This window comes from Aquimarina sp. MMG015 (assembly GCF_018100855.1).
Lineage (GTDB): Bacteria > Bacteroidota > Bacteroidia > Flavobacteriales > Flavobacteriaceae > Aquimarina > Aquimarina latercula.
Genome location: NZ_JAGJEB010000007.1, coordinates 178129 through 199690 on the forward strand (window position 1 = coordinate 178129; position 21562 = coordinate 199690).

Annotated in this window: 18 protein-coding genes; 14 read left to right on the plus strand and 4 right to left on the minus strand. The window is 31.2% G+C overall.

Annotation, left to right across the window (positions count from 1 at the left end):
* Positions 1-69 precede the first annotated feature (69 nt).
* The 12 genes from J8L88_RS14895 (at position 70) to J8L88_RS14950 (ending at position 11913) form a co-directional block, all read left to right on the plus strand.
* Complete coding sequence (locus J8L88_RS14895) at positions 70-1023, plus strand: SDR family oxidoreductase (RefSeq protein WP_211061122.1); 954 nt, start codon at positions 70-72, stop codon at positions 1021-1023.
* A 27-nt stretch (positions 1024-1050) separates the two neighbouring features.
* Positions 1051-1563: a hypothetical protein gene (locus J8L88_RS14900; protein ID WP_211061123.1), complete on the plus strand. Its 513-nt coding sequence runs from the start codon at positions 1051-1053 to the stop codon at positions 1561-1563.
* A 1-nt stretch (position 1564) separates the two neighbouring features.
* On the plus strand, positions 1565-2476 hold the full coding sequence (locus J8L88_RS14905) for an AraC family transcriptional regulator (protein ID WP_211061124.1): 912 nt from the start codon (positions 1565-1567) through the stop codon (positions 2474-2476).
* A 224-nt stretch (positions 2477-2700) separates the two neighbouring features.
* Positions 2701-3579 carry a sialidase family protein gene (locus J8L88_RS14910; protein ID WP_211061125.1) on the plus strand — a complete coding sequence of 293 codons (879 nt, stop codon included), beginning with the start codon at positions 2701-2703 and terminating at the stop codon, positions 3577-3579.
* 74 nt (positions 3580-3653) lie between these two features.
* Complete coding sequence (locus J8L88_RS14915) at positions 3654-4301, plus strand: DUF2459 domain-containing protein (RefSeq protein WP_211061126.1); 648 nt, start codon at positions 3654-3656, stop codon at positions 4299-4301.
* A gap of 307 nt (positions 4302-4608) precedes the next feature.
* Complete coding sequence (locus tag J8L88_RS14920; protein WP_211061127.1) at positions 4609-6369, plus strand: type VI secretion system Vgr family protein; 1761 nt, start codon at positions 4609-4611, stop codon at positions 6367-6369.
* A gap of 20 nt (positions 6370-6389) precedes the next feature.
* Complete coding sequence (locus J8L88_RS14925; RefSeq protein ID WP_211061128.1) at positions 6390-7319, plus strand: hypothetical protein; 930 nt, start codon at positions 6390-6392, stop codon at positions 7317-7319.
* A gap of 4 nt (positions 7320-7323) precedes the next feature.
* On the plus strand, positions 7324-7887 hold the full coding sequence (locus J8L88_RS14930) for a hypothetical protein (RefSeq protein ID WP_211061129.1): 564 nt from the start codon (positions 7324-7326) through the stop codon (positions 7885-7887).
* Positions 7888-7894: 7 nt separating this feature from the next.
* Positions 7895-9241, plus strand: coding sequence for a hypothetical protein (locus tag J8L88_RS14935; RefSeq protein WP_211061130.1), 1347 nt, complete (start codon positions 7895-7897; stop codon positions 9239-9241).
* 272 nt (positions 9242-9513) lie between these two features.
* Positions 9514-9921, plus strand: coding sequence for a hypothetical protein (locus tag J8L88_RS14940; RefSeq protein WP_211061131.1), 408 nt, complete (start codon positions 9514-9516; stop codon positions 9919-9921).
* Positions 9918-10217 carry a hypothetical protein gene (locus J8L88_RS14945; RefSeq protein WP_027392110.1) on the plus strand — a complete coding sequence of 100 codons (300 nt, stop codon included), beginning with the start codon at positions 9918-9920 and terminating at the stop codon, positions 10215-10217. The genes J8L88_RS14940 and J8L88_RS14945 overlap by 4 nt, the downstream gene beginning before the upstream one ends.
* Positions 10218-10866: 649 nt before the next feature.
* Positions 10867-11913 carry a beta/gamma crystallin-related protein gene (locus tag J8L88_RS14950; protein WP_211061132.1) on the plus strand — a complete coding sequence of 349 codons (1047 nt, stop codon included), beginning with the start codon at positions 10867-10869 and terminating at the stop codon, positions 11911-11913.
* A 243-nt stretch (positions 11914-12156) separates the two neighbouring features.
* On the opposite strand, the gene J8L88_RS14955 is transcribed toward J8L88_RS14950, so the two are convergent.
* The 4 genes from J8L88_RS14955 to J8L88_RS14970 form a co-directional block, all read right to left on the minus strand.
* Complete coding sequence (locus J8L88_RS14955) at positions 12157-13902, minus strand: hypothetical protein (protein ID WP_211061133.1); 1746 nt, start codon at positions 13900-13902, stop codon at positions 12157-12159.
* A gap of 78 nt (positions 13903-13980) precedes the next feature.
* Positions 13981-15225: a DUF4249 domain-containing protein gene (locus J8L88_RS14960; RefSeq protein WP_211061134.1), complete on the minus strand. Its 1245-nt coding sequence runs from the start codon at positions 15223-15225 to the stop codon at positions 13981-13983.
* 2 nt (positions 15226-15227) lie between these two features.
* Complete coding sequence (locus J8L88_RS14965; protein WP_211061135.1) at positions 15228-17993, minus strand: carboxypeptidase-like regulatory domain-containing protein; 2766 nt, start codon at positions 17991-17993, stop codon at positions 15228-15230.
* A 4-nt stretch (positions 17994-17997) separates the two neighbouring features.
* Positions 17998-18717 (minus strand): hypothetical protein, encoded by a 720-nt coding sequence (locus J8L88_RS14970; protein WP_211061136.1) that lies wholly within the window; start codon positions 18715-18717, stop codon positions 17998-18000.
* Between the two features lie 515 nt (positions 18718-19232).
* On the opposite strand from J8L88_RS14970, the gene J8L88_RS14975 reads away from it, so the two are divergent.
* Positions 19233-20573 (plus strand): M28 family peptidase, encoded by a 1341-nt coding sequence (locus J8L88_RS14975; protein WP_118385509.1) that lies wholly within the window; start codon positions 19233-19235, stop codon positions 20571-20573.
* Positions 20574-20618: 45 nt separating this feature from the next.
* Positions 20619-21557, plus strand: a complete 939-nt coding sequence (locus J8L88_RS14980) for an alpha/beta hydrolase (protein ID WP_211061137.1) — start codon at positions 20619-20621, stop codon at positions 21555-21557.
* Positions 21558-21562: the final 5 nt, after the last annotated feature.

The window sequence follows — 21562 nt, forward strand, 5'->3', positions numbered from 1 at the left end:
CCGTATAAGATTCCAACACATCATTGTACTGATCTTTGCTCTATTATTTTAAATAAAAAAAAGATCAACATGAGTATCAAAAACCAATTTGGAAAAAAGGGATGGACCCCTGATAGAATCACATCACTTAAAGATAAAACATTTGTTATCACGGGTACTACAAGTGGTACGGGATATGAAGCAGCAAAAATATTGTTATCCAAAGGAGCAAAAGTAGTAATGCTTAATCGTAATCCAAAAAAATCAGAGGACACTATCGCAACATTAAAACAAGAACTTAGTGATACTATAGATGTATCCAATATACGTATGGATTTGGCAGAACAAGCTTCGGTAAAAAAAGCAGCAGAAGAAGTTCTTAAGACAGTTCCGCGAATCGATGCGTTAATGTGCAACGCGGCCATTGCTCAAGTACCAAAACAAACCTTAACCGTTGATGGTTTTGAAAGTCAGTTAGGTGTAAACCACTATGGTAACTTTTTACTACAAGCGTTACTTTATCCAAGAATTGAAGAATCTAAAGGACGTATTGTGACTGTAGGTAGTATGGGATATAACTTAGGGATTAAAACCATACAATTCGACGATATGAATTGGGATCAAAATTACAGTCCTAATGGAGTATATAGCCAAAGTAAATTGGCGCAAATTATGTGCGTCTACGAATTACAAGATCGATTGAAAAAAGCAGGCAAGACCGATGTTAAAGCGTATGCTTGTCATCCAGGAGCTTCCAGAACATCATTAATCAAAACTAGTGGTAGTCTAGTTACTAGATTCGTGTGGCAAATAATGAAGTTGACTCCAATGGTACAATCTGCAGAAAAAGGTTCGTATCCCGAGTTAATGTGCGCCACAGAAGATGATTTAGATCAAAAAGGATTTTACGGACCTACAGGAAGAGGTTATTTTAAAGGTCCTGTTGGCGAATGTTCGTTAGAACCACACGCAAAAGATAAAACTGTAGCAAAAAAGTTATGGGAAGTGTCTGAAAAAGCGATAGGGTTAAAATGGAATTTATAAACTATATAATTGAAAAAAAAATAAAACATGGATATTCTAAAAACATCAACAGACTGGGCAAAAGCTGAACTTTTTTCGACACCATTTTTCATTCTTTTCGGAGTAATATTTATAGCTGCAAGCTTAGGTTTTTGGCAATTGGGAAAAACCGACATGGCAAGAGCTTACATAATTCCAACAGTGGTAGCCGGCTCATTATTGGTAATTATTGGGTTAGGGTTATTTTTTACTAATAAATCAAGAATTACAGAATTTAAAAAAGCCTACAATAGCGATACTACAACTTTTGTTACTTCAGAACTCCAACGTACCCAAAGCACTTTAAACGAATATAAAAACGTTGTTTTTACTGCTGTTCCCATAATTATAGCAGCTTGTGCCCTCTTCATTTTATTTATTAATACACCCATTTGGCGTGCTAGTATGATTACCACCATTGCCATGTTAGTTGTTATTTTATTGATTGACGGCACTGCCCATGCGAGAATTGATGTTTACCAGAAACAACTATTAGCAGTAGAAAAAGAATTGAAAAAATAAGATGAAACATTTTAAAACATTATCAGCTTATCTAGAATATCTGGAACTGCCTAGACCAGAACATCCTATGCTAAGTGTTTTTTCTTCTATTGGAAATAATTTTTTGCCGTGCACTAAAAAGAGTTCTCCTCCAATTACCAATGATTGTTATTCTATTAGTTTAAAAAAAATTGTAAAAGGAAGTTTAACATATGGGCGTACCAAATATGATTTCACCAATGGTGCTCTATTTTTCATCTCACCAAGACAAGTATTACAATGGGATAACAACATGATTTTTGAACAAAAAGGATTTTCCATCAACTTTCATGAAGATTTTCTGAAAGGAACTGAATTAGCACATCAGATCAAAAAATATGGATTCTTTTCATACTCAGTCAATGAAGCGTTACACCTATCACCCAAAGAGGAAAAGTTGATCGAAGACATTGTAAAAAGTATTGATATAGAATACCAAAATAATCAAGATAGATTTAGTAAAGACATCATCATTTCCCAACTAAATACTCTTTTTAAATATACCAATCGCTTTTACGAGCGACAATTTATCAATCGAAAAGATTTTTCTAACCATCTCCTAGAACAATTTAATAAACAACTGGAAAGCTATTTTGATTCAGAACAATTGCAAAAAAATGGAATCCCTAGCATTTTACAAATTGCCAATAAACTCTCAGTTTCGCAGAGATATCTAAGTGATACGTTAAAAAAAGAAACAGGAAAAACTTCTACCGAACATTTACACTTATACCTAATCAATGAAGCTAAAAATATTTTGCTGAACCCTAGCAAAACCATTTCAGAAGTAGCCTATGAATTGAGGTTCGAATACCCACCTTATTTTTCACGACTATTCAAAAAGAAAGAAGGTGTCAGTCCTACGGAATACAGAAAAAAGTATAGAATTAATTAAATCAGCTAATGCAACTTAAAGTATGTAATAGAGATGATTGTTATAATAAAAAGTAATATCAAAATACAAATCATAAAGTATAGAAATCAATTAGAATTAGTAGACAAACAAGAAAAAGTTTAAATTGTACATCAAGTTTTATATACAATTCGTTGTGTAACGCAAAACCTTGAAAAGAAATAAATTACTAATTAATCTTTAAGCATATTATGAAATCATCTATTTTGAAAAAAATAATTTTCACTTTCTCCTGTATTATAATATGTAGTGCATCAATTGCACAAGATAATGACTGCAATTACTTTGGTTTATCTAAACCCAAAACAATTCCGCAAGATTTTAATCCTGAAATATTAAATTTAAAAGGGAGCTTTAAATTTAACGTTGAAATTAAAAAATGTGATGAGATCTATTTCACCACTATTGATTCAAAAGAAAACATCTACATATCAAAAAAAAATAATGGAAAATGGAGTGAACCAAAAATTGCATCTTTTTCGGATCCAAAGTATAGTGACGCTGATCCTTTTTTGACTAAAAAAAGGGATAGAATATATTTTATTTCTGAAAGACCAACCAGCCAAAATGATGAAAACACGGATTGGAATATCTGGTATGCTAATAATGAAAATGGTATGTGGGGAAAACCCAAGCCACTTCCTGAACCTATAAATTCAAAAGAATTTGATGAATATTTCTTCTCGATTTCAGATAAAGGAAATGCTTTTTTCTCATCTAACAGAGCTGATGGTCAAGGTTCTTTTGATATTTACACTGTAAAAGTATTAGACAATAATACGTTTTCGGAACCGAAGAATGTAGGTCGACCATTGAGTACAGAAAAATATGAATTTGACCCATATATTTCAAAAGATGAAAGTTTTATAATTTTCTCAATCAACGAAAATGGTAATAGCAGTCTTTATTATAGTTATAGAAATAAAAAAAATAATTGGACAGAACCTCAAAATTTGGGAGATCAAATTAACATCACAAATCAGGATTTTGCGCCATCACTTTCTAAAGACGGAAAATTTATTTTTTATTCAAATAATGGAAAATTAAAATGGGTTAGTTCTGAAATAATAAGGATCCCTAACTAGAATATCTCACAATATTACTTATACATCATTATGGTTTTGTATCACTGTTAAATAGAAGCTTGATTTAATAAAATATGAAGATTGTAAAAAAATTATTAAAATGGCTTTTATTTATTTTACTAATTCCAATTTCCTATTTAATAATATCATTGATTCTATCTGCTATAACAATCAACTCAAAAACAAGTAATAACGATTTAAGTAAATCTATTTACTTAAGTACAAACGGAGTTCATTTAGATATTATATTACCAGAAAAAGATATAGATAGTATGCTCTTATCAGGCATCAAATATGAGAATCTAGAAAAATACATATCATTCGGTTGGGGAGATGAAAACTTTTATATTAATACACTAACATGGGGAGATTTGACTTTTAACAATGCATTCAAAGCAATGTTTTTGAAAAGTTCGACATTAATGCATGTAACTCGATATAAACAAAAACATTCAGATTGGGTTGAAATAAAAATAAATGAGATTGAATTGCAAAAATTGAATACTTATTTATTAAATACCTTTGAGAGAAATGAAAAAGGAATGAAAATTTTATTAAAAAATAAAGGGTATTCTTCTAAGGATGACTTTTATAAATCTAAAGGAAGTTACTCTTGTTTTAAGACTTGTAATAGCTGGGTAAACACTGGATTTAAAGAAAGTGGGTTGAAATCTTGTCTTTGGACGCCATTTGATTTTGGGCTTTTGAATAAATACCAATAAAAACAAGTTAACCCTAAACTCCCGAAGATAATACTCTAGAAATTAAGCTAAATGATCAGTATGCTTTTTATTTGATGTATAGTTTGTTAAACTAAACAATCATGATTACCATATTATAAGAGACATTGTAAATCAATTAAAAACCGTAGTCATAAACTGTAAGTAAAATGTAAGACAATCTGTTATTAAACGAAAAATAGCGCAACTTATCGAAAACAAGGAATAATATGGAAAAAATAGAGTTAATTAGGTAACAATAATACTCGCAAAAGCACTAATCTATAGAACCTAAAAAGAATAATTGTTTATGGCACTTCAATCAAAATTAGATATCTACATCGGAGATACGCCTATTACTTCATTTAAAAAATTTTCTCTTCGACAAAAAATTACAGAACACCACGATTTTGAATTGATATGTAGGACAGATGTTTTAGAACAACTATCAGGTGAGATGGTATCTCAAACTAAGAACTTTTTAGGGGAATCCTTTGTGGTACAAATAAAACCATTAGGGTTTATAGGTGGTTATAAAGAATTAGCATTTAAAGGTATTGTAACTTCTGTAAATAGTACCAAGGGATTTCAAAACAGTACAGGTGACAGCGTTGTAATTTCTGGTAAAAGTAGTTCTATTATAGCGGATGATGGCCCACATTATGCATCGCATAACGATGTTCCTCTATCTGATATTTTACAAAAAACATTTCAGGGATATGACATTTCTATGCTAGCCCTTTCTTTTGATCCTACTAAAACAGATGCTTTGCATTATAGCGTACAGCAAAATGAAAGCTCTTATGAATATGCAACTCGTCTTGCTGCCCAATATAGCGAATGGTTCTATTATAACGGGAATACATTAGTTTTTGGAAATGCAAAGTATGATACCGTTCCTTTATCTTACGGAATTGATTTACAAGAGTTTTCTCTTGAATTGGCTCCAAAACCTAATAAGTATAAATACTTCACTAATGATTACTTAACTGATGAACAACACGAGAAATCAACAGCAGAAGTGAATACCGGTGTTAATGGATATAATCAGTTCACTAATGATAAAAGTGAAAGTATATTTTCTAAAGAAACTGCTGTTTATATTAACTCCTACGATGATACCAAATTAAAGCAACGTCTCGATACACATGTAATACAACAGAAAAAAGCTACCATAGTAAATCAAGTAATCGTAAAGGGAAAAAGTGATAATCCTGGTGTTAACTTAGGAGATGTAGTTACAATACAAGATGATATGACAGGATATGGTTCATTTAGAATCATCAAAGTTACTCATACTGCCTCAGAAAATGGTAAATACTATAATGAATTTGAAGGAATTACAGCAGAGTTAGATGTATATCCCAATACAGATATGATGGCATTTCCTAAAAGTGAAACTCAGGTAGCTACTGTAATGGAAAATGTTGATCCAGATGGATTGAGTAGAATTCGTGTTCAGTTCCCTTGGCAAAAACCATATGGAGAGCTAACACCTTGGCTACGAGTCGTTTCCCCACATGCAGGTGGCGAAAAAGGATTTCATTTTATTCCTGAAAAAGGAGAAGAAGTTCTTATTGGTTTCGAAGGAGGAAATGCAGAACGACCATATGTAATGGGTAGTATGTATACTGGTACCGCACAACCGGGAGCTTTTCAGAGTGATGCAAATGATATCAAAGCAATTCAATCCAGAAGCGGTACGAAATTAGTATTAGATGACAAAGAAGGTTCTACAACCATAACGGATCAAGGAACTGCTGGTATAAAACTAGATGGGAACGGAGTAGCAGTAACAAATGCTCAAGAAAGAAATGAAGTCAATATAGCGGATAAATCTTCTCTTTTTATAATGGATAAAGAAGGTAATATTGTCTTTGAAGGTAAAAAACAATTCCAAATAATAATAGGAGAAAGTTCTTTGATTATGGATAAAGAAGGAAACATTGCCATTAATGGTAAAAATATTATTATTAATGGTAAAGAAAGTGTTGATAATAGATCTAGTGGTAGTCAAGTCTTACTAAATAAAAATGCAAAAGTAACAGGAAGTAAAGTAGATATTAACTAATCTGAGTTTTACCACTAAATATGTCTGAAAAAAGAAAAAGAAAAAGTTTTTTGTTAGATGATGAAGAGACTAATTCATCTGTTATTACAAATCAAAAAATTGAAGTCTCTGGAGAACGACTTAAATACAGAACTGTTCAGTCAAACTCAACCAAGATAGAAGATGAAATTAGGAGTCACTCAGAATTAAAAAAGCAGTATAATATAGACCTAAACCTTCCTGATAATCGAGTAGCAGTACTTCTTAATGATCTACACTATGAGTTTATGCCACCGGTAATGGATAAGGTCTATGAATTTGTTTCTAAAACCGAACATATCAGAAACAATATACAGTTTAGTTTAGATACCAACGGTAGATTGAATAAAATACTTAATCGAGAAAAAGTATTTCAGAATTGGACTGATCTAAAAGAGAATGGTCTTAAAGATATTGATTTCATTAAAAATCTAAAAAAAGATAATCCAGCTCAATATAAAAATATTCTTAGCGAGGGTGATCTACAATTCGCCACTACTAATAATAAACTAGAACTGGATTACCAAAGAGATTTATTGTATTTAGTTTTATTTGACAAGCATATTAAAGCTGTTGATCTAAGTAACATCCCTTCAGAAGAATATATATATACCTCTCAGTTATTTCCAAAAGTTCAGATACCAATGGAAATTAGGTACGATGTGATAGAAGAAAATGAAAAATCTATTACCTTAAGAAAGGTAGCAGATAGCATATTAGATGATACCTTATTAAAAAAGATAGAGGAACAATATAATATATTACACAAACCTTTAATTAAATATAGTTTTACAGAATATAAACTTACATTTAGAACACGTTATACTGTTGATAAAAATACCAGAATTATTAATGATGCCGAATTAACAATCATAGAAGATGTAGAACATAATATCCAGAGTACGTGTAAATATAGTGTAAGAAAATTGTAAATAAATGGAACAAAAAGAATTTGAATTTAAAGCATTTATAATTGAAAACTACTATAAAATGTGGCTGGTTTTCGCAGTGTTATTACTTATTATAATTGTTGTTCCAGGCTTTTTATTAGCAGATTATTTTTTACCGGAAAATACTGCAAACACATCATTAATTTCTCAGTTATTAGTTCTTGCAATGATAGGAATCCCCTTAATGATATTATTATTTACTATTATAAATGGTATATTTTTTAAGAAGCTACATATTTCTTTAGGAAAAGGAATCAAAATAAAAAGAAATAAAAAAGTTCTATATCAACTTAACAAAGATGAAATAACCAAATTTATAATAAAAAGCAATGATGACAAAACACTCCAGAACAGGTTTAGAACTTTAGAAATCAATACAAATCAAGATAAAAAAATTAAGATTATAAGTAGAGATAAAAATCAAGAAGGTGTTTTTAATGATTTTTTAAAGGCATATATCCTGTATTATAATTTGAATAAAGATCATGCCCAAAAAGTATCTATAAATACTTTAGGTGACTATAAATTAATTTTTGATCTTAAAAATTAGTTGAACTATGAGTAGCTATTTACCACAAAAAACTTTTGCAATTTGTACTATGCAAATGAGTCCAACAAAAGGACAACTTTTAGCAGATGAGGGAGCAAGAAAATTGTCTGTTATTCATTCTAAAAAAGATGCTGTTCTATTAACAAAAGTAGATTTAGTATTAATGAACGATTTTGGTTGCCAAAATAAATGGCAAGGGCCTGCGGTAAAAGCTGGTTTCTTCGCAGGGTTAGTTGCAGGAATAGCTATAGCAGCAGCAGTAGCTTTTAGTGTTTGTACTTTTGGCGTGGGTGCGATAATAATTGGTGCTTGTGCAGTTGCCGCTGCTGCGTACACTTATTCAGCTGCTAAATCAAATAGTACAAAATGTAATAATTTATTAACAGCTTGGCAAAATCCTCACCCAACTGTAAAGTTTGATCAAATAGAAGCTGTAACCCAAACTTCTTTCATTACCTGTGGTGCTGGCGGAATGCTTCAACCTTTTATTAGTCCATCGGCAGCAAATTCTGCAGCTAAAAGAATAGCTTGGGCTAATCGAGGAGAGGTTGGTCTATCTGGTGTTATTTCTTTTATGTTTGGTACTGCAATTGGATACGCCGGTGCTTCTACGGGAATTGGCGCATTTGCTGGAGGATCTTCTATGTTAGGCGCTACAGGGTCTGGATTGTTAGCTGTAGGAAAAGAAGCTTTAATAGGAATGGGAGGTGCTTACTTAGTTTACGCTCCAATAGCACATGGTGAAAAAAAAGGTATGCGTAATTGGTTTAAAAGCGATGCAGGGGATACAACTTATGACCGTCTTATTAAAAATCACGAAGAAAAGGAACAACCTGAATGGTTTGAATTCACTTATGATTCTCCAGATGATGATTATAATCCAACAGCACTTGGTAAACCTGCAGGAGAAACATTAGATAGATCTGTAGAATTGTTTAGAATAAATCAAAATGATAGATATATTGATCGAATGATGAATGTGGAGGGTACAAAAGCAGAACAGCGCGCAGCAAGAGAAGCAATTGCTAAAGAAATGTCAAAAACCAAATCTGGAGCAGAAGCCGTAAGAGAAATGCGAAGAAAAGGTAGTGGAGAAATTTTGCCAAGAACAAAAACGCAAACAAAAGGAAATAGAGCCACTTCAGCTCATAGAAGCAATGCCCGAACAGCGAGATCTCAGGCAATATGGGGAACTAAAAACAAAGGATATTCTAATGGAATAGCTTTTAATGGTGTTGCTTTAATGTTACCCTTATTGGTAACTCCTTTAGATGAATATACAATAAAAGCAGCAGCAGATTTTGCCGAGGAAGATATTGCCAATGGTAGTTCTATATCTTCAACCACTCATTAGATATGTAAATATTTAATTTGATGCCTATTTAATGTTTAGAAAAAACAATCTAAATTTACTTATAAAGATAGGATACGGTTGTAGTATTCTAATATGAAGTTTATTATTAATACTTGTGCTTATATCCATCTTTTCTAACAACCTTAACTTTAGCTTTAAATTGCTTTATCTTATAATCCTGATCATATTATATACAGTATATCTAAAGGTTATCGTCGAAAAATATTATATCAAATTTTGTAAATAAAGAAATCTCTTTAAAAATAGATAAAGTGATAACTACAGAAATACTTAAAAAAGTTTTTAACTATAATGGTATGGGTGCTAATGTTTATAGAGACTATATCACTTTTTTCAACGAAGAACTTGCCAAATACATAACAATTAGCTCTATAGGCTACAAACCTACATATGACATCATATCCAATTGGAAAAACAGAATGATTACCGTTTTTATGAACACCGAAAATATACATAAGGAATATAATTATAATGAAAAGAAGAAAATAAGCAATGTAAAAATTTTCAGGTTCGTAAAAGACCGCCATAACTTAGAAACAACATATAAACAAAGTGTTCACGAGTTTGTTGCTAATAAAAGACAATTAGAAGGGCTTTTGATAATTTTTATACCGCTGTTTATAAGTTTTTTCTGTATTTATTTAATAATTCAATTATGAAAACTACACAATTACTTTTTTTAGGTTTGGCTTTTTTTATTATCAGTTGCTCAGAATCCATTACTACTACCGTAGCTAAGCAAGCTTGTCAATGTATTGAGAATGATACCGCTAAAGACACTAGAGTTTGTACTAATAAAGCTATTATTGATAACAAAGAGGTTTTAGAAAATGAGTATAAAGAACAAGGCATTTCTTTACTAAATGAAAACAAAGAGGTGAATCCATTTTATTTTCAATTAATATACATGACAATGTTACAAAGTGAATGTCCTGAATTAACTACAGGTAAATAAAAACTTATCTTAAATGTTATATAATATTAAAGGCTAATAATAATGACAGTTAAACAAAACCTAGATAAAATATCAGGAATTACATATCATATAAAATCTATAAGGAATATTCATAAAAACGAACTCAATATATTAGTCGATACTCCTTTAAAAAAAGAAAAATATATTTATTGTTGAATATACCAAAAGTAATTAAACCAATTTGGTATACTTATTACCCTCTACACATTAGAAACAACCTATATATTCCCCATTCTACTATCATAAGATCAAATCATCAGTTTACGATGTTTTTTGATAAATACACTAAAAAAGCATTTAGAAAAACAAAAATAAAGTCTTACAATTAAACGATTCAATTAATTTTTGACGGATCATTACCACCTGCTTAATCCAATCAAATTTCCCTGTCGGGAAGATATAATCATTTGCCGGTTTCATAATAGCACTAACTTCCATTTATTCAGATCTTTGAACCAACAAATAACAATATTTTTTTAACCAAAGTAAGGAAGGAATATTCTGTTAATTAAAGATCACTAAGTATATTATTTTGATCATAATAAAAGATTGATCAAAGTTAAGTTACTTTATATACAGAGACATAAGAACAGTTTATTTCTTCTTTACTTCTAATACACAAATAATTATGTCTGTAACAGTTTACGAACACAAAAATTTTAAAGGAAATCACGCCACTCTCGAAACAGGTAAATATCCTGTTATTCCGATTGGGATCGACAAATTAAGCTCTGTTAAAGTAAAACCTGGGTCTTATGCTGTTTTTTTTATTACCAGAGGTTTCAGAGATGGCTCATTTACTCTTTTCCCAGGAGAATATCCGAATTTTGGTTCAATGGATAATAAAATTGACTCTGTAAAGGTATTCGATCATGACTCAAGTATTTTTCCTACTATCAGCTTCTATAGCGATACTCATTTTAGAGGGATTCAACAAAATTTAGCTGGTACTGGGCAGGTTACGAACTTTGATTCTCCTTTTATTAAGCACGATATTTTTTCGTCAGTTAAAGTACCTGAGGGAGTAACTTTAACAATTTTCAAACATTCGAACCGCCAAGGTCCTTCTCTTACTTTACATGCTGGAGAGCACAAAGATCTAGGAGTTTTTGGATTCAATGATATCGCTTCTAGTGTACAAATTGTACAGAATAATTTAGAAGTAACTAATATTGAATACACCAATTCAGTAACCAGAGACGGAGAACCAATTATTATAGATAGTATTGCTCAAAATGGATCAAGCTTAGAACAGCAAGTCAATTTAACATTAGAAACCGCTTATGAGGAAACTTTCACAAGATCGTTTAGTAACTCTACACTTTTCGGCCTAGAAATTAGTACGACTGCTAACGTAGGAGTAGAATTAGGTCCATTAAGTGCTAGTGTAGAACAAACGGTAACAACAACCTTTGAGAACACCTTTACTTTTGGCAAAGAAGAATCTAAAACAAAAACCATTAATATCTCTAAAGAGCTTAATGTGAGCGTTCCGCCAGAAAACATTGCAAAAGCGGTAATGACGCTTACTCCTCAGCAAGTTACGATAGATGCTATTTACACTCTAAGACTAAAAGGAACTAACCGAACAACTAAACAAAACGTAACCATTGAAAGTAAAAGTGCTTCTCTAGGGATGGTAATCGTAGAAAAGTTTAAACCTATATCGAAGTAAATCAAAAATAAATATGAATCGCTAAACTAAATAAATCTCATCTGTGATTCATATTTTTATTAAACCCTGATGGAAATATCATATTTCCATCAGGGTTTAATAAAATAAATTGTTAGAAAACTAAGAATAGTATACTAATAGAACAATACAATAAAGGAACAATAATATGTTCTTATAAATTTGTCAAACTAGATTAGATGAATATCGTGTACTACGGTCTAGCTAAAAAATACTCGTAACTATTTATTCTACTTTTATATATTCTTTAATAGATATAGGTTTACCATCATCTGTAAACCCTTCAATACATATTTCAAAATCACCAACAACATCTGAAGTAAAAAACTTCAGAATAGTATTATCTTCTTTTGTGGTATTGTTTGGTTTCCACAATAATTGATTTCTATAATCAGGAATGCGTGCATAAGTAGTATCATTTTGATCATATTGTTGTGTAAAATATTTTTTCGTTGCTTGAGGTCTTGATAAAGTAGTCTGTAATAGATAACCTTTGTTTAAGCCTTCTACATAATCTCCTTTTAAAGTTTCAAAAATTAATATTCCTTCAAAAATTTTAGTCCCCAAAAAATACCGATCTCTTACAAAACTAATACGCTGAATCTTTCTAGCATCATATTCCAAAATATACTCATGATCTTGTTCTACAATGCCATCTACAATAACAAGTGGTGGAAAATTATAATCCTCTTGAGTGGGATTATTTCCTCTAATAACGAATACCTTTTCTCCCTTTTTATTTGTTCTAGTCCATACATTATTTACAACTTCTATAATCGTTTCTTTTACGGTAGGAAACCTTGTGTATTCATCTAGATTGAATGTTTCGTCAGGACTACCATAGAAAGGAACAGAACTTTCATATTTCTGTATGGTATCTGGTTTTACATTAAAATAACTATTTTCAATCTGATTATAAACACTCTGCTGGATGATATCATCTTCAAGTTCCTCTGTAATCCTAAATTTATAAAAATCAAAGTTAGGATAACTAAATACAGGGGTTGGACTAAGTCCAATTTTATAATCATTCTTATTCTCTCCTAGAATCTGAATTATAAAGTTATTTTCCTCATAATTTTTATCTAGATTAAAAATAAAGCTTCCGTTTTCGTCAGTAGCTATAATTTTCACATCATCTGTTCTTCCCGGAACTGACAATGCCACATCAATATCTATAATTGGTAAAGTAGGTTCTTGAGGTATAATTTTACCATAAATCAATTCTCCACGCATTTCGGGTAAAAAGACTGAAGACTTTATGGATTTTGACTGATTTTTGACAGATTTAGTATCTAATATCAAAAAGTCATCTGATGAGAGTGGTTCTGAAGAAACAAAATGGTCTTTTTTTCTAACAGAGACAGAATAATTACCTTTTTTCATGCCAGAAAACGCTTCACTTATTGTTAATACCACCAAATTTCTTTTATTCAAAATCTGCTTATCAACATTAACGTTTAGCTTTTTGTTATTTTTCCTTTCAATCCGTTTTAATGGTATTGAAGTTACAATAGAATCATCTGATTCATTTTCTGCAAGAATGGCTTTTTGATTTACTTGATATGGGTTTATTATACTTAGATCACCCTGAAACAAAAGATTATTTTTAGCATTTAGCATCCACTGCGTATATCCAATCAATTTATAGTTCCCAGAAGGAACAGATACAGGAAGAAAAAAATCTCCTTGTCCTAAGCCATTTTCAAGTTTGACTTTATGCTTAAAAACAGCTTTATTACTTTCGTCAATAAGTTCTACATATGCAACTTTGCTAATATCACTTAAATGATCATTATGAACATTCAAACAATATAAACTATAATACAAATATTCTCCTGCTAATAACACTGTAGCATTGTAATGTATAAAAACCTTTTCCTGAGATACTTTATCGTACCCCGCCAAATCTTCTACTGTTTTTAAAATGGATTGACGTTGTGCCTGAAGACTAGACCAGAATAAAAGCATACTATATAAAAGAAATCTTATATACACAGAAATAATTTTACATTAAACATTTATTATTTATAACCACTTTAACCAGGTTTAATCTATCCAAAAATCTGGAACAATACTTTGTCCAAATTCAGTACAGTCACCACATCCACGTCTTACAAAGGCAAAGAATCCGTCTATTGGATTAGAATTGCGATATTCTTCAAAAAACCTGAATTCTTCTGCTTGTATAAAACCTAGTAATCGTATATTATAATTTTCAATAGTTTCTTCTTCTCTGAGCACTGGTATTATCCGATCACAGCCTGGAGAAAATTGAGGAAGATCTGATATAAGGTCGCTTCTATCAAAAAAAATACGTTTTGACGATACAGAAGAAACATCAAAAAACCCCAATACATTCTCACCAGTATTACTTTCTGAAATGATGTTTCCGGCAATGAATCCAGATTGAACCTGAGAGAAAAAGCTTTCGGATTGAGAAAATCTATTTAATGTTTCATAGAATTGATTCGCTTCTCTGGATTGCACATATTGTCTAACCAGAATACTATAACGATCAGCAACACTTATATCTTCAGCATTTATAAACTTTACAGGAAATTCTGTAACTCGGTCTTCAGTAAATGTGGTAGTATTCGTTATAATAATCTCATTAGATACCCTTGTATTATAACACACTCTTTCTTCTATAGGCCTGGGAGTATATTCTATAGTCTCAATCATTAAAGTTTCATTACCAATCAAAACATCTCTCAAATCTCTGGGAACCCATAACGAAGCTACAATCCTATATGTCTCTTCATACTCGTAACGATAGTAAACTGAATTACCAGTGGGGTCGAAACTATCAATTAATATACCTACGCCTTCCAAATCATCATCATTAAACATTCGTTTTGGATATAGATTATCAATAGCTGATTCTTGTGGTAATGTAGCGACAGCTGAAATATATGATTTTCCATTTTCCGTCTTAATTGATAGTCTATATTCTTTTCCTAATTCTGCATTAAACGCTTCTATAGAAGTATATATTCCGGGAGAAGTTTCATTAAAGAGGTATTCATTATCATGATCATCCAGTATCTTAACTTCTGCATTCTGCTCCTTAAGTGGACCGTCTTCCTCAAATCTATAAGTCCTTGATAATACAAGTTGTTGATTTTTTAATTCATTAGTTATAGTAGCGTTAATAACCAGGATACTCTCAAAATCTTCGGTTTCAAAATCGAAAGGTTCTACACAATTAGATAGTACCATACAAGAAAGAAAGAAAAATAATACGCTCTTCATACGCATACTCATCATTATTTTTTCAAAGAGTTTCATCATCATTAAAATTTAAAATTATAAGTAATAGAAGGTACAGGAACAGAAAATATTGAACTTTTTAATCCTTTAACCTCTCCATTTTCTGTTACAAAGAATACTGAAAATGGATTGTCACGTCCTAATACATTATAAACTGATATCGTCCAGAAACTGTGAGCCAGTTTTTTTCGTTTATGATTTCCTTCAATATTAATTCCAATATCTAATCTATAGAAATCAGGTATTCTAAATTTATTTCTATCGCTAAACACTGGATATTCTGCTCCATTAAAAACAAAGTTGCCTACAGGAAAGGTCACTGGTCTACCTGTCTGGTATACGAAATTAGTTGATAGACTAAATCGCTTCGTTAATTTATAATTAGCAACAAGGCTAAAATCATGTGGTTTATCAAAATTTGATGGAAAGAAATCTCCATTATTAACCTGTTCTTCTCTAAATGGGCTATCCAATTGAATAAAAGACCTCGAATACGTATACCCTAACCACCCATTAAATCTTCCACTTTGTTTTTTAAACAAAAACTCAACTCCATAAGCCTTTCCTTTTCCTTGTAAAATAACAGTTTCGATATTTTCATTGAGAAGTACCTCTGCTCCTGTTTTAAAATCTATACTATTATTAGATCTCTTATAAAACCCTTCTAAGCTGATCTCATAAGCAGCATTATCAAAATTTTTATAGACCCCTAATGAGTATTGTTGAGAACTTTGAGGTTTTATATTAAGATCAGAAAGTTTCCAGGTATCAATTGGAGATGCTATCGTATTATTAGATAAAGTATGTATATATTGATATGTTTTATTATATGCGGCTTTTACAGACAAATCTTCGTCTAACAAATACCTTCCTGATATTCTAAATTCTGGTCCTCCATACGTTTCAATCACTTCATTTTTGTCAAAATTTAATGTCTCTATAACTGTACCTTCATCTCTAGGTGCTCCATCCTCATAAACATTTTGACTTCCTTCTCCCAAGGCATTAAACATAGAATATCTAATTCCAGCATCTAGGGTTATTTTATCCGTAAGCGCTATATTTCCTGAAAGAAAAACAGCAGATTCCAGTCCTCTTTCTTTTTGTATTTCCACCGGATCTATTATAGACTCAGGTCCTTTTGGTTTTATACTCCCTGGATTTACAACATATAATTTACCAGACAAACCGTAATCAAACTTTATATGCTTGTTATAAAGATGCTTAAACTGAAACTTTAATTCTGTTTCATCTATACTATATCCAAGGTCAAAGTCATTATTTGTTTCTCCATCAAACACTATATCAAAATCGTATCGGCTGTTAGTAAAAACTAACTTACCAGTATTCTTATCATTAAATCGATGGTGCCATCGCAATGATAATGCTCTATTACCATATACATACAAAGAATCTGAAGTTATCCTAAAATCATCTCTGCTCCAATATCCCATTGCTTCGATTTTAGAGTTCTCATTGATTTGATGATTATATTTAGCAATTACATCATAAAAAGAAGCTTCGCTATCCTTTAGAGATTCTTCATCTAATGACTTCAACACCCAATTTGCATATACACCTCTTCCTCCTAGCATTAGTCCGGATTTTTCTTTAAGAATAGGAGTTTCTATAAGTAGGTTTCCTGTTATGGGTCCAATAGAACCTTCTCCTCTAAATTTATCTACGCTGGCATTTTTTGTGGTTAGATCAAAAACAGAAGATAGCCTTCCTCCATATTCGGCAGGAATACCATTTTTATATATACTTACATCTCCTAATGCAAAAGGATTTAGTGCCGAAAAAATTCCAAAAAAGTGTTGAGGATTATATATCACAGCGTCATCTAGCAAAATTAAATTCTGATCTGACTTCCCTCCTCTTACACTATAACCGGAAGCTCCTTCTCCAGCAGTGGTTATACCTGGAAGTGTAGTAGCAACTTTTAGGACATCACGTTCTCCTAATGCTAAGGGAATATTCTTGGACGTTTGGACATTAATCTCTGTTTTAGTTACTACTTCTTCTACATTTTTGTTCACTTCTGCCTCTAGAATCACTTCATCCAATTGCTCTATACTTTCATTAAGTGAGAAATTTAATCTACCATTGTTATATAGTATTACTCGCTTCTTAACATTTTCCATTCCCATAGCATTAACTTCTATAAGATTAGATCCTTTAGTCAATTCTACTTCATAAAACCCATTATTATCGGTTTCTACATCTACGTCTTTTCCGTTTACAACAATAATAGAATTCGGTATCGGTTTGTTGCTTTGTCTGTTTATAATATGCCCTGATAACTTAAACTTCTTATTAGAATTATTCCTGATAGCTTTCCCAATCCTTACAGTTTCAATTCTTGCTGTCGAAGATTTAGGAACAGCTGCAAAAACTGCAGAGATATTTTTATCATTAAGCATTTCGGAAGAAAAGTTATTTACTCCTTTTTTTCCAAAAAAACCATCTGGCAAAGTATCATGAATTACATTGTTTAAAGTAAGAACAATATCACTCTCATTAATAATATGAAAATTAACAATCGTGTTCTTGAAGATATCATTAAGTACTACCTCTACCGGCACATCTTCATAATCCTCCGATATTTTTTTATATTCTTCAATCCAAGGATCCTGAAAATAAAAATTATAATTTGTTTGCTCTTCTATTTGAAGTAAAACAGTTTTTAAGTTAGTATTTGCAAAGGAAATAGTTATCAATGAATCGTTTCTCTGAGCTACCACACCTTGAAAACTTAACAAAATAATAAGTAGTAAACATTTCTTCATAACTTTAAAAACTGTGTTTTGATAAAGATGGGGAATGGGCAATTTGTTGGAATAACTTCTTCATAAAAGCATCATAATCTGATTCTTTTAAAACATTATAATCATCGTAAAATGATTTGATTTCTTTTCTATAGAATGGAAAGAATTTAATAACATCTCCTTTTGACTTAATATTTCTACAGCCTGAATCTATACAAAATAGATATCTGGATTTGTCTAAAAACTTATAATACAATCGTTGTCCTTTTATGTGTTCTCTTCTTCTTTTCTTGTGCTGTTTTAATAATGAAAAAGAAGAATTCTCAAATAATACTTCAACAAAACCTGAGGTAGTTATCCCATCAATTGATAAATCTTCTATTTTTATAAAATGAGAATCCTCAATAGTAAATTTTTCAATTTTATCGTAAATCAATTGTAAGATAGATGCAACTGACCCTGATTTTAGTTCGATTAAAAAGTTCTGAGTTTCTAAATTGTATTTTATTCCAATATTATAATAGGTCTGGGAATCGTATGTAACGGAACCTCTTAATACTTCGTCTGAACTAAAAAAAGCATGTTTGTTGTCTAATATTTTGTTTCTATCAAAATCGATATACTGCTTTCCGTTATATAATCCGGTACGCTCATTTCCGATTACTTTATCAAACCACTCATAACTGCGATTTTTATCCTGCATCTGCCCAAAAACAAATACGTTTAGAAACAAAAAAACAATCATACTATTTATTTTATTTACTTTACCCATATTCCTCGTTACTGTATCTTTTGAATACTATCACCTTTTAAGCACTATTCTTGAAATTGACAATAAAATGATCTTTCGAGATTAACCTATTTAGAAAGCACACTTTTTTAAAATGTAACTGATCGTTTGAACAATTAGCAAAATGTAGTAATGCAATAAATACTCAAAGACCTCCAAGAAAATATTTAACCTGTAGTCAAGTATTTCTTTTCGAAATATATCTCTATTCATAAACGACATAGGTAAACCCTATCAAAATTTACCAATGCCGAAGAACGCTTACTAATAATTAGAAAAAGAACCTATAAACAAGATTTTCATAACGAATACTTTAAACATGCAGAATTCATAAATCATAGTATTCCAAATAAAAAGGGTATAATGAAATAACAGAATAAGATTGATGATATTCGTTCATCTTATAAATTTGTTAAGGAGCAGTAGTCAATGATACCTTTTACTTAAATTAGGCGATCAAATTAATACACATGAAGACAATTTTCACCTCAACACTCTTTTTATTTTCTATTATTTTAACTGCTCAAACCGATCAAAGAATATATGATATTATTGATGCTGTTTCTTCGGAAAGAATTGAAACAGATATAAAAAAATTAGCTGGATTTGGCACCAGACATACCTTAAGTGATACGATATCCGAAACTAGAGGAATTGGTGCTGCAAGAAGATGGATCAAATCAGAGTTTGATAATATCTCTAAAAGTTGTAACAATTGCTTAGAAGTATTTTATCAAAAAGATTTGGTAAAAAAAGGAGCTAACCAACGTATCGTTAAAGATGTAATGGTAGTCAATGTAGTAGCAATACAGCGTGGTACAAAATACCCTAATCGGTTTATTATGATGAGTGGTGATATCGATTCACGTATTACTGATCCTACTAATTTTACTGATGATGCTCCTGGAGCTAATGATAATGCAACTGGAATGGCCGGAGCTATAGAAGCCGCCAGAGTTTTATCCAAATATAAATTCGAAAATAGCATTATCTATGTTGGTTTATCTGGCGAAGAGCAAGGTCTCTTTGGAGGAAAAGGATTAGCAAACTTTGCAAAAACAAAAAATTGGGAAATCATTGGAGTAATGAACAATGATATGATTGGAAATATCAAAGGGGTAGATGGTGTTATCGACAATAGAACATTTAGGATTTTTTCAGAGCCTACGAATCTCACTGATGATCAAAAAACAGTAGAAAGAAGACGTTTTTATGGAGGTGAAGTAGATGGAATATCCCGTCAGTTAGCTCGGTATATTCATAAAACTACTAAAACATATATGCCAGAAATGAATCCTATGATGGTTTATCGTTTAGATCGTTTTGGTCGTGGTGGCCATCATCGTCCATTTAATGATGCTGGTTTTGCTGGAATCCGTATTATGGAAGCGCACGAAAATTATACGCAACAACATCAAGATATAAGAGAAGAAGACGGTATTAAATATGGAGATGTAGTTGAACATGTTAATTTTGAATATGCCGCAAAACTCACAGCTGTAAATGTAATTAATATGGCGAGTATCGGTTGGGCGCCTCCCGCTCCTACTGAAGTTAAAATCGGAGGGATTGTAGAACCATCAGTTAAATTTAGATGGAAAAAATCAGATGACCCTAATATCAAAGGATATAAAATTTACTGGAGAGATACTACTTCTCCTACTTGGGATCATAGCCGATTTGTTGGCAGTGTAGACAACTTTACGTTAAATGGTATTGTTATTGACAATTACTTTTTTGGTATATCTGCAGTAGGAAAAAATGGTCATGAAAGTCCAGTAGTATTTCCATCTGGGATATTTAGAAAATAAACTATTTCTAAGTATATTAACCTTGCAAATTTAACCACACAATTCATGAAAACCTTAAAGATTATAGCTGTTTTTGCACTTCTTTGTATAATTTCTTGCAAACAAGAATCTTTCAAAGAGAAAACATTCATATCCAATGATATTGCCTCATTATTCCCTTCTGAAACAAAAGGAAAGGTTATAATACATGAAAATTTTAAATCAGAACACGTAATCCCAAGAAATGTAGAAGTATTTCTTCCGGATGGATATGATGCTAATTCCAAAAAGAAATACAATGTATTATATATGCATGATGGACAAAATGTTTTTAACTCAAAAACATCATATACAGGCATTGATTGGGGTGTTGATGAAGCTGTTGATAGTTTGATTAAGATCTCAAAGATTAAAAACACGATCGTTGTTGCTCCTTGGAATACGGTAAAAAAACGGTTTTCTGAATATATGCCTAAAGCTCCTTCTGAAGCAACCAGTAGTGCAGAAGTGAAAGCTGCTTTAAAACAAAATACGGGTTTTGATGATTTGTATTCTGATCAATATCTGAAATTTTTAGTAGAAGAATTAAAGCCTTTTATCGACAAAACATATAATGTTTATACTAAGATGGAAAACACTAGTATAATGGGATCATCTATGGGAGGATTAATTTCATTGTATGCGATCTGCAAATATCCCGAAGTCTTTGGTGCAGCAGGATGTGTATCAACGCATTGGCCGGTTCCTGTTTTAGGAGAAGCATATATAAAAACCCTACCTTCTACCCTTCCAGATCCTACAACTCATAAAATATATTTTGATTTTGGAACAGAAACGTTAGATGCCCAATATGAACCCTATCAAAAACAGGTAGATCAAATGATGATAGATAAAGGATATACCAAAGGTGAAAATTGGATTACTAAAAAATTTGAAGGTGCCGCGCATGATGAAAAGAGTTGGAATAACAGAATACATATTCCACTAGAATTTTTATTACAATAAATTAA

Bases quoted from the DNA above. Each gene is read 5' to 3' on its own strand.
- J8L88_RS14970 (WP_211061136.1), bottom strand. From the start codon at position 18,717: ATGATTGTTTTTTTGTTTCTAAACGTATTTGTTTTTGGGCAGATGCAG.
- J8L88_RS14935 (WP_211061130.1), top strand. From the start codon at position 7,895: ATGAGTAGCTATTTACCACAAAAAACTTTTGCAATTTGTACTATGCAA.
- J8L88_RS14965 (WP_211061135.1), bottom strand. From the start codon at position 17,993: ATGAAGAAATGTTTACTACTTATTATTTTGTTAAGTTTTCAAGGTGTG.
- J8L88_RS14955 (WP_211061133.1), bottom strand. From the start codon at position 13,902: ATGCTTTTATTCTGGTCTAGTCTTCAGGCACAACGTCAATCCATTTTA.
- J8L88_RS14950 (WP_211061132.1), top strand. From the start codon at position 10,867: ATGTCTGTAACAGTTTACGAACACAAAAATTTTAAAGGAAATCACGCC.
- J8L88_RS14975 (WP_118385509.1), top strand. From the start codon at position 19,233: ATGAAGACAATTTTCACCTCAACACTCTTTTTATTTTCTATTATTTTA.
- J8L88_RS14925 (WP_211061128.1), top strand. From the start codon at position 6,390: ATGTCTGAAAAAAGAAAAAGAAAAAGTTTTTTGTTAGATGATGAAGAG.
- J8L88_RS14930 (WP_211061129.1), top strand. From the start codon at position 7,324: ATGGAACAAAAAGAATTTGAATTTAAAGCATTTATAATTGAAAACTAC.
- J8L88_RS14920 (WP_211061127.1), top strand. From the start codon at position 4,609: ATGGCACTTCAATCAAAATTAGATATCTACATCGGAGATACGCCTATT.
- J8L88_RS14980 (WP_211061137.1), top strand. From the start codon at position 20,619: ATGAAAACCTTAAAGATTATAGCTGTTTTTGCACTTCTTTGTATAATT.
- J8L88_RS14895 (WP_211061122.1), top strand. From the start codon at position 70: ATGAGTATCAAAAACCAATTTGGAAAAAAGGGATGGACCCCTGATAGA.
- J8L88_RS14905 (WP_211061124.1), top strand. From the start codon at position 1,565: ATGAAACATTTTAAAACATTATCAGCTTATCTAGAATATCTGGAACTG.
- J8L88_RS14945 (WP_027392110.1), top strand. From the start codon at position 9,918: ATGAAAACTACACAATTACTTTTTTTAGGTTTGGCTTTTTTTATTATC.
- J8L88_RS14960 (WP_211061134.1), bottom strand. From the start codon at position 15,225: ATGATGAAACTCTTTGAAAAAATAATGATGAGTATGCGTATGAAGAGC.
- J8L88_RS14915 (WP_211061126.1), top strand. From the start codon at position 3,654: ATGAAGATTGTAAAAAAATTATTAAAATGGCTTTTATTTATTTTACTA.
- J8L88_RS14900 (WP_211061123.1), top strand. From the start codon at position 1,051: ATGGATATTCTAAAAACATCAACAGACTGGGCAAAAGCTGAACTTTTT.